This window comes from Paenibacillus profundus (assembly GCF_021369635.1).
GTDB classification, from domain to species: Bacteria; Bacillota; Bacilli; order Paenibacillales; family Paenibacillaceae; genus Paenibacillus_B; species Paenibacillus_B profundus.
In genome coordinates, this window is sequence record NZ_JAJNBZ010000013.1 from 76,223 (window position 1) to 89,167 (window position 12,945).

A 12,945-nucleotide genomic window follows, 5' to 3' on the forward strand; every position below is an offset into this window, starting at 1 on the left:
CCTAACATAGAAAAGTAATAGACCTCACCGCGTGAGGTCTATATGTACGAATCGATTTTATTCAAAGCAACTGGAATATACAGCCCCTACGCCGAAAATTCCTATTAGAGCGTCTACAACTTCCTTTCCGGCAGTTTTGGCGGCATCCTGCACACCCATTTTTATAGCCTCCATGGTGCCTATGCCCATTCCTTTGGCAACTTTGTAGGTTTCCAGCACTTTATTCACAAATTTCACAGTACCGCCGCCTACTTTAATAGCCTCTTTTATTTTCAAAAGTTTTGCCGGTGCAGCAATAAGCCCTATTAGAGCTAATCCTACTGCAGAAATGCAGCCTATAGCCCCACTTGTTTCAAACTCGGAGATTCGAAATTCAGTATTCGTATTCAACCATTCAATGATAGCATCAGGACCACTGTTAATAACACTGTCGGGCATTCTTTCAATTGCAGCGAGAACCCTTTCAGCTTGAACAAAGTTCGGATCGGCCAGCAAACTTTCTCCGCTGACAGGCGTACTTGCATGACTGGCAGTTGCACTTGCCACACTTCCTAAAGAAAAAACGGTGACAGCGATAGCGGTGACAAGTGACAGTGCCTTGACTCCAAAACGTTTGAACATTGTACCAGCATCCTTCCTATTAAGGAAATTTTATACACTTATAATGTTATCACGGTGTATAATATTGTCAACATTGGATTTTAGGGATAGGAGTGGTTTATGTTGAGAAAATCGCATATATCTTACACTATAATCGCCACCGTTGTGCTCGCTGTCATTCTAGCAGTTAATATTTTCATTCAAGTTTTTATCGATGATCAGATGCTTAAGAATATCGCCTTTTCATGTATAATTCTTTATTTCTGCATACTTGTATTCATATTAAAGTTAAGAGACGATAGAACGCAGAAAGACAGCGTGGAAAAAGTGACGAAAGTTCACATTGCACACGTTGTCATTTTAGGGATTAATTTTTTCATTCAAATTTTTGCCGGAGATAATACGATTAAGGATATTTCTATGGCGTGCACATTTTTCTATTTCTCCATATTTGCAATCCTTTATCTGGTTAAGAGGAAATAAGCAGCTTAAAAATGAAGACTAGCATAAAACGATCCAAAGATTACATTGAGAGTAGAATAGTTATAGAGTCGCTGAGACGGGGATTAATGAATTGATTCGGCCTGATGAGGAAAAAAAATAGACCTCACCGCGTGAGGTCTATATGTATGAGTCCATTTTATTCAAAGCAAGCGGAGTAGATAGCTCCCACACCGAAAAATCCTATTATAGCTTCTACAACTTCCTTTCCGGCAGTTTTGGCAGCATCCTGCACACCCATTTTTATAGCCTCCATGGTGCCTATGCCCATTCCTTTGGCAACTTTGTAGGTTTCCAGCACTTTATCTTTATTCACAAATTTCACAGTACCGCCGGCTGCTTTCATGGCATCTTTTATTTTCGCAAGCTTTGCAGGCGCATAAACGAGAGATGCCAAGGCTACTACTACTGCAGACACGCACCCAATAGCCCCACTTGTTTCAAACTCGGAGATTTGAAACTCCGTATTCGTATTCAACCACTCAATGATCGCATCAGGACCGCTGTTAATGACGCTGTCAGGCATTCTTTCAATTGCATCGAGAACTCTTTCCGCTTGAACAAAGTTCGGATCGGCCAGCGAACTTTCTCCGCCAACAGGCGTACTTACATGACTGGCAGCTGCACTTGCCACACTTCCTAATGAAAAAACGGTGACAGCAATTGCGGTGACAAGCGACAGTGTCTTGACTCCAAAACGTATTGATTTTCAGGAACAGGAGTGGTTTTGTTGAAAAAACTAACAATACATTACATCATCCTCGCCGTCATCGTAGCAATTGCTGTTTTTACTCATTTTTTTATTCCCAATCAGATCATTAAGGATATTGCTCTTTCGTGCGCAATTATATATTTCTGGATTTTGGTGCTCACATTAAAAATAATAGACGGGAGAAAGCAAACAGAGAGCGTAGAAAAATCAACAGAAGTTTACACTGGGTACGCAGTCGTTTTAGGATTTAATTTTTTCATTCAAATTTTTGCCGATGATAAGACAATGAAGAATACTTCTTTGGCGTTCGCATTTGTCTATTTCACCATATTTGCCATCATTTATTTAGTTAAAAGAAAATAAAAAGCAGAAAGGCGATGAATAGAACCTATTGGCGGCTCATTGGGAAATGTTCTTTATCACTCGCAGTGAAAATACCGGGAAGATTAACGGTCTGGAGCTACTCCCCGGCTAACCATGCGGCGAGCTCCTCCATTTGTGACAAAGTCGCAATCGGATCAAAATACCACGATTTCTCACTCTTCCAAATATATACACGATCGTTTTTGACCGCATCCAACGTTCCCCAGATCGGATCGGACTTCAAGTCCCCGTACGTATGCTTGTCTGAAGTGAAAATAATATAGTCGCCTACAAATTCATGAATGACTTCCATCGATACTTCCACCGACTGCTGCTCCATTATTTCCGCCGCGTGTTTGACGGGAAGCTTACGACCGAGAGCCTGGTAGACGGCTTGTCCGCCGCGGCCGAAGTTGTCGCCAAACACGCCTACCATTTTGCCCCAGTCTTCCATGATAGAAAATGTCGCCTCTGCCGGCACGACCTTGTCCAGCTTCGCCCGTGCGTCCGCAATCCGTTTGTCATAATCAGCCAGCCAAGCCTCCGCTTCCCGTTCTTTTCCCAGCACTTTGCCGAAGTAGGCTACTTCCTCATGCGCCGTTTTCAGATTGCCGAACGGAACGAGAATTGTCGGCGCGATTTTGCTGAATGAATCGTATGCCGGCTCATTGCCCGTAACGATCAGATCGGGCTGCAGCGCCACGATTTTCTCAAGCGAGATGGCTTCATATTCCCCGATATTTTCTACTCCTTCGAGCTTATTGGAATAATAGGGATTTTTTAAGTTTTTCTCCGGGGTGCCGATCGGCTTCACGTTTAATGCGATGAAGCTGCCAAGGTAGAGATCGACGACGATACGCTGAGGCTTGTCCGGAATCTTGATGTCTCCCTTTATCGTCGATATGGTCCTGGTCTTGTCCGCCGTTCCCGCCTGCGATTCCTGTCCCGGTGCTGCTTGAACGCCTCCCGTAACATTCCCGGAGGTTGTCGAAGCTCCCGAGCAAGCGCTCAAAAACAAGCTCAGACAGAACAGGATGGCGGCTAACATCTTTGTGCTTTTAAGCATGGGTATATCTCCCTCTCTGTAACATTGATAACGATTATTATTATCATTGTTACTATAATACCCCAGCTTTCTGCCGCCAATGGATGTTCTGCGCCATCTCAATGGACGATTTGCATTTTTATCGACCGTGCCAAGTCGGTTTCTGAATTGAATGGGCGATGTTCCCGTATGTTTTTTAAAAATCCGGCTGAAATAATACTTGTCCGGATACCCGACGCGTATAGCTATCTCTTCCAGAGTCGCATCCGAAGCAAGCAGCAGCTCCTTAGCTTCTTTTATTCTGATTTGCGTCAAATATTGGATCGGGCTGTAATTGATCTCGCTCTTGAATAACTTGCCCAAATGACCGACACTGCAATTGAGTTTGTCCGCCAAGGAGTCCAATGTAATGAGTTCTTCATAATGATCTTGCATATATCGTACGGCTTGAGATACAGGACCCGTTTCAACTATGTGCCCCCCTTCTCTCTGAAGCTGCTGCAGCAGCTCATACACACATTGATAAAACAGGGCTTTGACATGAAAATGCTCCAACTCGCCCGCCATTCGCCATTTTCGATCCATTTCTTCTATTTTTTCTAAAAAAGATAACGGGGAGTACGGCACAATTTTGTACTGAAGCTGAAACGGACGTATTCGGTTCATCAACTCCAGAATCTCTTGCCTGCAAGGAAGGGGAATAACAGCCTTGTACAAGATTAAATAATATTCAAACTCCTCTTTTGTTGTGTAAATGTCCAAACATGTACCTTTGCCGCCGTGCAGCAAATGAAATCGCTTGGTGTGATACGACACGCCGTCCAACTGCACGTGAGCGCCGCCGCGTGCCGCAAATAAAAAAAAGCTGGCCGGAAGGTTATAGAATTGCAGCTCCTCGCCGGCCTTCATGTTTGTGTGCCGGATATCCATCAGCCTGACCGAGGCGTGGTTCCAAAGCACAATATGTTCACTCAGGTTCATAACCTGCTCAACTCCTCATGGACCTTTGCGGTTGTCCGTTGCGCAGCCAAAAATATCGTTCCCGCCAGGCATTCGCTTTCCGCAAACCGATTGCCACTTATTATAAATGATAACCACTCTCAATACCACAGAAAAAGCGGCCCAAAGTCTCCAGACCTTGAGCCGCTCCACCTATTCATTATTCGGTTATCCCAGTATGCGCACAGCCTCAAGCACCTCTGTCGTGTGCTCTTTCACCTTTACGTTGCGCCATTCCTTGGCCAGCTTGCCCTCCTCATCGATAAGGAAGGTCGAACGCACGATACCGTAATATTCCCGGCCGTACAGCTTCTTCAGCTGCCATACGCCGAACAGTTCGGCCACCTTGTGCTCCGTATCGGAGAGCAGTGTGAACGGAAGGCTGTGCTTCTCAATGAATTTAGCATGAGATTTCAGATCGTCTGGGCTAATGCCGAGCACTACGGCGTTATGTGTTGCAAAATCCCCGTGGTAATCGCGGAAATCGCATGATTCCTGCGTGCAGCCCGGTGTCATATCCTTCGGGTAGAAGTAAAGGACGACTTTCTTGCCGCGGTAATCGCTTAAGCGGACGTCCTGCCCGCCGGAAGCCGGCAACGTAAAATCAGGTACGATTTGTCCGACTTGCGCTTGAACGGATTGCGTCATCAGTATACACCTCTTTCGGATGGCCATCGCCACCGCTTTGCTGCCTCTAGCTTATCATTTGCCGCATCCATTTTCAAAAAGGGACGTCCGCTGTCCATCAGCTTATTGCTGCACGCGGGACCACAATGCCGGCACGTTAGGCGGCTCCCAGCTTACCAACGATGTATGTGCTGTTATGCATTTGTATATGCTGCCTTGATATGACACCAGATCGTTCAACTTGTATGCGTATCTCGCCTCCCACGGCTCGAATTCGGCAGGCAGCTTCGCGGTCACCGATTGGCTCGGCGGAGACGCCTTACCCTGTTCGCTAACAGCCTTCACCGTAAACGTATAGGTCTGCTCAGGGATAAGTCCTGTCACGGTATAGTTCGTTGTTCCGCTAGTCCCGACCTTTTCCTCTTGGTTGTACACCTCGTACTTAATGCCTTGACCAGTCCCGTTCAGATCGGTCCATGACAGGCTGACCGTGTTGTAAGTCAGCGCCGTTACGGTCAATTGCTCAGGCGCCTTCAGCTCCACGGGCGCTGGTTCATCCGGACCTTCGCCGACTATCTTGGCTTCGTTCCCCGATACGACCAGAGCAAACGGCTGCGACGCTTGCGGCACGTTATACCCCTTGATCGTCACAGTATATTCACCGGTTGCCGCAGTGGACACATACACATTTTCGACATTATTCACATGGTCATAGTTGGAGCATGTAGAGCTTGCCGTGTTCTGTACAAAGCAGTTGCCTTTAAATACTTCGCCATTCGGAGTCTTTACTTCAAGATCGAGGTCATTAACCAGTTGCTTGCCGGCTTGAACAGCTCCTTGATAATCGCTCCAGACCAGAGAGATTTTCAACGGTTTGCCGGCTGAGGTTTTAACGCGATACGATGTGGAGTCACCTGTCTTCAAGCCCGTCTTGTTATCGACGAAGTCTCCTTGTCTGCCGTCCGTCGGAGAGAGCGAATTGACCAAGTTCACGCGGCCCCATCCCGTCTCTCTGCTCATCCAGCCGTAGCCTACATCATCCGCTCCGTTAATGAGCGTAGCTTTGATGAGTGCCGACGATGGAGTCACATTCTTCTTGTCGATATAAAATTGGCGGACGATGGCTGCCGATCCGGCAACGGCCGGAGTTGCCATGGAAGTGCCCGACAGGCTCGTGTAGTATTGGTTCGGATTAGGCTGTCTTGATGAAGCTGAGGAACGAGTCGAAATAATGTTGGAGCCGGTTACGACGAGATCCGGCTTTATCCGGCCGTCAATGGCATAACCTCTGCTGGAGGTAGGGGCGATTTGATTCGGATTGCTTTTCAGCAGATTGCCGACCGTAATCGTGTTTTTGGCATTGCCTGGCGATGAAACCGTGTTGTTCGAGCTTCCATCGTTCCCGGCTGCGAACAATACAGTAAAGTCCTTATTGCCAAACGTATATTCGTCAACGCGGGAGGAGTTGGCATTGTACGAATAGTTGAAGCGGGCTCCCCAGGAGTTCGTATGAATGGATGCGCCCTGCTGCTTCGCCGTGCCGAACAATTCCCGCACATCGCCAGGGCATATCGAGTCGCCGCCGCAACCGATGGCTTGGAAGAGCAGCTTCGCGCCGTGCGCGGTTCCTCTATACTTGCCGTCAGACATCGCTCCGTTGCCGAGAACCGTGCCGGCCACGTGAGTGCCATGCCCATTCGTGTCGGACCATGTCCCGGTCGACGGATTAGGGGCAGGCGTAGCATGCAGCTGACCTTCGAAATCTTTATGCAGCGTGCTTAGATTCCCTGAATCCAGACCACTGTCGGCCACGCTGACAACTTGACCTTTGCCGGTCAGCCCGCGGCTCCAAACGCCGGTTGGCGTAGACGCGCCGATTTGATTGGTTACGAAATCGTTGTATACCTCTTCTTTCGGCTTCGGTTCGACGAATGTCACGTCCGGATGTCGAAGCACTTGGGGAATCTGCTCATCGCTTAGCACGGCTTCGATGTAGCCTTCGTGCACGATGGCGGATTCAGCCGCTTGCTGTTGCAGCAATTCGGCCACGCTGGATTCGCTTCCTCTAAATACCGAGATAATGTAGGTGTCTGGCTGGATGTGCTGAGAAGAAAGAATGGTGCCGTCCTTCCATTCGGCTTGATATGGAGTGACGCTGTAAATGAGTTCGTGTGCGGCGAGGCTGCCGGCTTGCTGTGGGTTCATACGTACCAGATAGGCGAAATCGGGAAGGTAATCTCCGATTTCCGCTCCATTCTGGAGCAGTAGCTGCTTGGATGATTCTGTAATGACATCATTGAATTGAACAACGAACAATTGACGTTCCGCTTCCCCTTCCTCCTGCATAAGCCCGTCGTTCCATGAGCCTTCATGCAGGTTCACGCTGCCTGTTCTCAGATGCAGCACAGGATCAGGCTGCCCGCCCAACGGGGGACTCTCGTACGCCCCAGCCGCCGGACTCATCAGACTGAGCGCCATAGCAAGCGACATCACCAGAGAGAGCACTTTTTTGTTTTTCATCTTCACCAAATTCATTCCTCCTCTTTTCAATTGGCATACTCTCGCATATGCGAGTAATACTGACAACATCACCTCCGTATTTGACTATTACATTTTCACACAATCCGCAAAATTAGGAGAAATCAAGATTAGCAGATTGAAGGATTGAACAAAAATGTATATCAATATAATATAAAGGAAAATAATACATTTCAACAGTTTTCTTTGCTAGAATAGAAAAAGCTTTCTTCGCCATTTTACGAAGAAAGCTTGGTGTTTTTTTCCAACCCTTATTAAAGCCTACGATCCCGCTCCACGGTAGCGTTTTACGCCCACATTCCACATCGTGAGGCCAATCGCAAGGAACAGCAAGCCGATAATCGGCGTGAGAAGCGCCAACTGTGTCATCCCTTTGCCTGTCATGAAATAAGAGGCTGGAATGACACCGACGAAAGCGAAAGGCAATATCCATGTCAGCAATACTTGAATGAAGCGGTTGTATATCGTGAGCGGATACCGCCCGTAGATCTGAATGTTCCAGATAAGCGGCAATATGCCGGTCGGCGCATCAGAATAGAACGAGATGGAAGTGAGCGCCGCATAAATGCCAAAGTAGATGAGCACAGACCCAGCCAATAACAGCAGCAACACCAGCAGTTCTACCAAGCCGAAGTCGAGCCCGAGCTGCGTCCAGCATATGCCCATAATGAGCGCGCCCACGACGGAACCGATGAGTGCTGGCGGGTCTACATTTTCGAGCAATATTTGAAACAGGTTATACGCTGGCCGCGTCAAAATGCGGTCCATCTCCCCTTTTACAATATATCGTTCACTGAAGCTCCACAGATTGAAAAAGCAGCTGAATATGCCGTACGGAATCATGAAATAGCCGTAGACGAACACCATCTCGTCACGCGTCCAGCCCGCGAGCGTCGGTGTATGCATGAAGACGATGAAGATGAAGATCAGATTCGTCGCTTGGAACAGCAGATCCGACACAACTTCCACCCAGAAGTCCGCACGGTAGGTTAGACGCGTCTTCATATAGTTTTTCAAATATTCGCCGATGAGTCCGATATAATACATCTTCTGCCGTTACCCCCCTTGCACGAACAACCGCTGTCTTGCGGCGCGCCACATGATGACGATCGGAATAATTAGAATGACGAACCAGAGCAATTGGATGCCGACGACGGTGAGAATCTGGCTATCCTCAATCCGGCCGGTGAAGACAGAGCTCGGCAAATACGTAATTGCTTGAAACGGCAGCCATTGGTTCAGCAGCATAAGCCACCCCGGAAAAAACGATATCGGCACAATGACGCCAGAGAACAGGTCGACCACGACCCGCTTCATCCGAATCATGCCCTCGTTATTTTCCACGAAGAACGCCGTCAATCCGGTAATGATGTTCAACTGCGAATTAATAAGAAAGCTCATGAACAGCATAAAGGCAAACACAAGCCACAGCTTCGGTTCGCGCGGGAGCTGCACCGGGAACAGCAAGCAGGCGATGACCATGCCCGGAGCCATAAACAAGAGCAGCCGGAACAGCCCTTCTCCAAAGCCCTGCATCATCTTCACGACAATATAGTTATAAGGCCGGATGAACTGTATCGCTACGCTGCCATCGCGTATCTCATTGGCAATCTCCCGATCGAGGTTATTGAAATAAAAGGCGCGCGCCATCCAAGAGACGGCGATATACGTCGTCATCTGATCCGCGGTAAAGCCCGCAATGGTCCCCTGTCCTCCATAAATGGCTTGCCATGTAAAATAGTACACTCCGATGCTTAACGTATAGATTAAAATGCCGGAATAATAGTTGACGCGGTACGCGAGCATCATTAGAAATCGAATGCGTATCAGCTCTAAATATGCGCTAGCCATGGGTCACCGCTTCCTTCTCCTTCTCGCTCTCTTCCCGGGCGGCGGCAGCCTCGGAAGTATCGCCTGCCATTGGGTCTTCCGGCAGCTCAGCGCTCCCCGTACGGTATATTTCCCGCACGATGTCGTCGGTGTTCGTCTCGATAATCTTCAAATCCGAGATGGAGGCGCCGCCCACGACTTGCCCGATTACCTCGGACACATTCGTGGCAAACGGTACGAACACGCTCGCTTCATACGGCGATTCCATCGTCCAATTAACGTCCAAGCCCGATGTGAGCGCTTCTGTATCCCCTGACCGCATTGGCTTCGCAAATTGAAATCGAACCTCGCGCCCTTTGCCCCATGTGGACTTGAGCGTGTCCAAGCTGCCGTCATAAATGATGCGTCCATCATCCAGCATAACGACACGCGTACAGAGCGCCTCGATATCTTGCAAATCATGCGTCGTCAACAAGATGGTCGTGCCGTGCTCTTTATTGAGCGTTTGGAGAAAATCCCGGATCTCTGTCTTGACGACGATATCCAAGCCGATGGTCGGCTCATCCAAAAACAACACAGACGGCTGATGCAGCAAGGAGGCGACCAGCTCGCAGCGCATGCGCTGACCGAGGCTTAATTTGCGCACCGGACGATTCAAGAGCTCCTGCAGCTGCAGCCGTTCCACCAGCTCATCCAAGCGCCGCTTGAAGTCTGTTTCTGACACGCGGTACACCTTGCGCAGGAGCCGGAACGATTCGATGACGCCAATATCCCACCAGAGCTGGCTGCGTTGTCCGAAGACGACACCGATGCCGCGCACGAACTTCTCCCGCTCTGCATACGGAATATACCCGTTTACATGGAGCTCGCCTGCGGTCGGCACCAGAATGCCGGTCAGCATCTTGATTGTGGTTGATTTCCCCGCTCCGTTCTCCCCGATATATCCGCATATTTCTCCTTGCGGAATCGTGAACGAAATATCTTTGACGGCCATCACCTCGCTATATTCCCTTTTAAATAAATCAAGCAAAGCGCCCTTCAGCCCTTCGCGGTTTTTTTGCACGTGAAACGTTTTGCGCAAATCCCTTACTTCTATGGCATTCATTGCTGTATGGTTCACCCTTTCGTAGATTTGCGTAGTTAGCGATGACTGCTTTAGTCTCGCACTTGGACGCGAATTGATTCAACATCATAAAGATTTTATAATTGGATAGACAAGATGCGGGTCATTATCCATAACATTTAATATAGCACGTACGACGACTTGAATGAATGCGCCGGAGCTGACATCATGAACTTCGCTTCTTTCACCGCCGGATGAGGAGAGGACGATACATATGTGGAAAAAGTATTGGAAGCACGCACTAACCGTGATGACCGTCATTATTGTCGGCAGTGTCGGATACTACACTTGGGCCATGTACGACAGCTTGGGCAACCTGCAGAAGAAGCCGGAAGAGTCCCGTTTTACACCTGTTGTCAGCAAGCTTCCCGACCGGAAAGCGGTAGAGCCTCCGAAATGGGAGGGGAGGGAGCGCGTCAATATTTTGCTCCTCGGCGGCGATTCGCGAGGCATGGACAAGGACGAAGTTCCGCGTTCGGATTCCATCCTGCTCGCCTCGTTCGATCCGCAATCGAAACGGGCAAATCTATTCTCTATATTGCGCGACACATATGTGGATATTCCTGGATTCGGCAAAGATCGCATCAATGCAGCGCTGACGTACGGGGGCCCCGAGCTTGCCATGAAGACGGCGAGCGAATTTACCGGACTTGACGTCCAATATTATGTATATACGGATTTCCAAGGCTTCATCAAGCTCATCGACGCCATGGGCGGGGTTGAATTCGAAGTGGAGAAGAACATGAAGTATACCAGCAAGGCGGATAAGCATCAATACGATATCGACTTGAAAAAGGGCAAGCAGCTGCTGAACGGAGAAACCGCGCTTATGTACGTCCGGTTCAGATACGACGCCATGTCCGACTTTGCCCGTACAAAGCGGCAGCGCGAGCTGTTAACCGCTGTCGCGGACAAATTGAAATCGGCCTGGTCCATTATTCAGCTCCCTCACCTAATTAATGAGGTCGCCCCCTACGTGGAAACGAACCTGACGGCGGATGACATTATTAAGCTGGCCTCCTTAGGCTATGACAGCTCCATCGGGCCAAGCCACCAGCTTCCGGCGATGGATAATGTCGCTGACGCGACAATTAACAATTCCGCCGTGCTGCAAGTCATTGATAATGATAAGCTGAAGCAGTACATTCAAGACGCCTTGGAAAATAAAGCATCCGCATCCGAAGATATCAAGAACAAAGGAGATTCGTCTACATGACTACGAACCGAAATCGTTCCGAACAACTATATGAAGAAGCGCTTGAGCATATCGTCGGCGGGGTGAACAGCCCTTCCCGATCGTTCAAAGCGGTCGGCGGCGGCTCGCCTGTATTTATGGAGCGCGCGCAAGGCGCTCACTTCTGGGATGTCGACGGCAATAAGTATATCGACTATTTGGCCGCTTACGGCCCGATCATTACCGGTCACGCGCATCCGCACGTAACCGAAGCCATTGTGCGTGCCGCACAGAATGGCACGCTGTACGGCACGCCTACCGAGCTAGAAATCAAGCTCGCGCGGATGCTGAAGGAAGCGGTGCCTTCTATGGACAAAGTCCGCTTCGTCAACTCTGGCACCGAGGCCGTCATGACGACGATTCGCGTCGCCCGCGCCTACACGAAGCGCACGAAGGTAATCAAATTTGCCGGCTGCTACCACGGCCATTCCGATCTCGTGCTCGTGGCCGCTGGTTCCGGCCCGTCCACCTTGGGCATTCCCGACAGCGCCGGCATTCCGAAGAGCATCGCGAGTGAAGTCATCACCGTACCGTTCAACGACCTCGACAGCCTGAAGGCAGCGCTGGAGCACTGGGGCGATGACGTAGCTGCTGTTATGGTCGAGCCGATCGTGGGCAACTTCGGCATGGTCATGCCGCAGGCAGGCTTCCTCGAAGGGCTGTGCAAGCTGGCCCGCGAGTATGGCGCGCTCGTCATCTATGACGAAGTCATCAGCGCGTTCCGCTTCCATTACGGATCGACGCAGACGTACCGCGTCTTCCCTGACTTTGCTGCCATCGAGCCAGACCTGACGGCCATGGGCAAAATTATCGGCGGCGGCCTCCCTATCGGGGCCTACGGCGGACGGAAGCACATCATGGAACAGGTCGCGCCGCTCGGACCAGCATACCAGGCGGGCACGATGGCCGGCAACCCGGCCTCCATCTCCGCCGGCATCGCTTGTCTCGAAGTGCTGCGCGAGGAGGGCGTGTACGAACGGATGGAAGAGTTGTCCATCCGCTTGACGGCAGGCATCCAGGAAGGTGCCGACCGTTACGGCGTGCCGCTCACCATCAACCGGATCCGCGGCTCGTTCTCGACGCATTTCTGCGATCATCCGGTGACGAATTACGCGGAAGCGCAAGAGACGGACAGCGAAGCGTTCGCTGCCTTCTTCCGCCACATGCTCGATCAAGGCATCTGCCTTGCGCCTTCGAAGTATGAGGCATGGTTCCTGACGACGGAGCATACCGCCGAAGACATCGAGCGCACGATCGAGGCAGCGCACGAATCGTTCCGCCGCATGGCTAACTCATAAAGCACAACCTGTCCATCCATTTCACGCAAAGACGCCGGAGCTGCCATGCAGCCCGGCGTCTTTCGGTATACAGCA

The 12,945-nt window shown here is 50.1% G+C and carries 11 protein-coding genes; 3 read left to right on the plus strand and 8 right to left on the minus strand.

Annotated elements, in window-relative coordinates:
* Positions 1-57: 57 nt before the first annotated feature.
* A complete protein-coding gene (locus tag LQV63_RS16355) occupies positions 58-621 on the minus strand; it encodes a hypothetical protein (protein ID WP_233697532.1) in 564 nt (187 codons plus the stop codon).
* A gap of 619 nt (positions 622-1,240) precedes the next feature.
* Positions 1,241-1,735 (minus strand): hypothetical protein, encoded by a 495-nt coding sequence (locus LQV63_RS16360; RefSeq protein ID WP_233697533.1) that lies wholly within the window; start codon positions 1,733-1,735, stop codon positions 1,241-1,243.
* 87 nt (positions 1,736-1,822) lie between these two features.
* On the opposite strand from LQV63_RS16360, the gene LQV63_RS16365 reads away from it, so the two are divergent.
* The gene (locus LQV63_RS16365) at positions 1,823-2,176 is read left to right on the plus strand and encodes a hypothetical protein (RefSeq protein ID WP_233697534.1); all 354 of its coding nucleotides are present in this window, start codon (positions 1,823-1,825) and stop codon (positions 2,174-2,176) included.
* 97 nt (positions 2,177-2,273) lie between these two features.
* Here LQV63_RS16365 and LQV63_RS16370 read toward each other — a convergent pair whose 3' ends face one another.
* From LQV63_RS16370 to LQV63_RS16395, 6 genes are all read right to left on the minus strand, one after another.
* Entirely contained in the window at positions 2,274-4,202 is a 1,929-nt protein-coding gene (locus LQV63_RS16370) for an AraC family transcriptional regulator (protein ID WP_233697535.1), read from the minus strand.
* 186 nt (positions 4,203-4,388) lie between these two features.
* Complete coding sequence (gene bcp / locus LQV63_RS16375; RefSeq protein ID WP_019421326.1) at positions 4,389-4,868, minus strand: thioredoxin-dependent thiol peroxidase; 480 nt, start codon at positions 4,866-4,868, stop codon at positions 4,389-4,391.
* A gap of 102 nt (positions 4,869-4,970) precedes the next feature.
* The gene (locus tag LQV63_RS16380; RefSeq protein ID WP_233697579.1) at positions 4,971-7,367 is read right to left on the minus strand and encodes a S8 family serine peptidase; all 2,397 of its coding nucleotides are present in this window, start codon (positions 7,365-7,367) and stop codon (positions 4,971-4,973) included.
* A gap of 279 nt (positions 7,368-7,646) precedes the next feature.
* The gene (locus tag LQV63_RS16385) at positions 7,647-8,432 is read right to left on the minus strand and encodes an ABC transporter permease (RefSeq protein ID WP_233697536.1); all 786 of its coding nucleotides are present in this window, start codon (positions 8,430-8,432) and stop codon (positions 7,647-7,649) included.
* Between the two features lie 9 nt (positions 8,433-8,441).
* Positions 8,442-9,236 carry an ABC transporter permease gene (locus tag LQV63_RS16390; RefSeq protein WP_019421329.1) on the minus strand — a complete coding sequence of 265 codons (795 nt, stop codon included), beginning with the start codon at positions 9,234-9,236 and terminating at the stop codon, positions 8,442-8,444.
* Positions 9,229-10,320: an ABC transporter ATP-binding protein gene (locus tag LQV63_RS16395; protein ID WP_233697537.1), complete on the minus strand. Its 1,092-nt coding sequence runs from the start codon at positions 10,318-10,320 to the stop codon at positions 9,229-9,231. Before LQV63_RS16395 ends, LQV63_RS16390 begins: the two co-directional genes overlap by 8 nt.
* A 232-nt stretch (positions 10,321-10,552) precedes the next feature.
* Between LQV63_RS16395 and LQV63_RS16400 the strand changes: the two genes are divergently transcribed.
* Both LQV63_RS16400 and LQV63_RS16405 read left to right on the plus strand, forming a co-directional pair.
* Positions 10,553-11,554, plus strand: coding sequence for an LCP family protein (locus tag LQV63_RS16400; RefSeq protein WP_019421331.1), 1,002 nt, complete (start codon positions 10,553-10,555; stop codon positions 11,552-11,554).
* A complete protein-coding gene (locus tag LQV63_RS16405) occupies positions 11,551-12,870 on the plus strand; it encodes a glutamate-1-semialdehyde 2,1-aminomutase (protein ID WP_019421332.1) in 1,320 nt (439 codons plus the stop codon). The genes LQV63_RS16400 and LQV63_RS16405 overlap by 4 nt, the downstream gene beginning before the upstream one ends.
* The last annotated feature ends 75 nt before the right edge of the window (positions 12,871-12,945 follow it).

Excerpts from the sequence above, each read along its gene's own strand:
- LQV63_RS16385 (WP_233697536.1), bottom strand. The coding sequence starts at position 8,432 with ATGTATTATATCGGACTCATCGGCGAATATTTGAAAAACTATATGAAG.
- LQV63_RS16405 (WP_019421332.1), top strand. The coding sequence starts at position 11,551 with ATGACTACGAACCGAAATCGTTCCGAACAACTATATGAAGAAGCGCTT.
- LQV63_RS16390 (WP_019421329.1), bottom strand. The coding sequence starts at position 9,236 with ATGGCTAGCGCATATTTAGAGCTGATACGCATTCGATTTCTAATGATG.
- bcp (WP_019421326.1), bottom strand. The coding sequence starts at position 4,868 with ATGACGCAATCCGTTCAAGCGCAAGTCGGACAAATCGTACCTGATTTT.
- LQV63_RS16380 (WP_233697579.1), bottom strand. The coding sequence starts at position 7,367 with ATGAAAAACAAAAAAGTGCTCTCTCTGGTGATGTCGCTTGCTATGGCG.
- LQV63_RS16370 (WP_233697535.1), bottom strand. The coding sequence starts at position 4,202 with ATGAACCTGAGTGAACATATTGTGCTTTGGAACCACGCCTCGGTCAGG.
- LQV63_RS16400 (WP_019421331.1), top strand. The coding sequence starts at position 10,553 with ATGTGGAAAAAGTATTGGAAGCACGCACTAACCGTGATGACCGTCATT.
- LQV63_RS16395 (WP_233697537.1), bottom strand. The coding sequence starts at position 10,320 with ATGAATGCCATAGAAGTAAGGGATTTGCGCAAAACGTTTCACGTGCAA.
- LQV63_RS16355 (WP_233697532.1), bottom strand. The coding sequence starts at position 621 with ATGTTCAAACGTTTTGGAGTCAAGGCACTGTCACTTGTCACCGCTATC.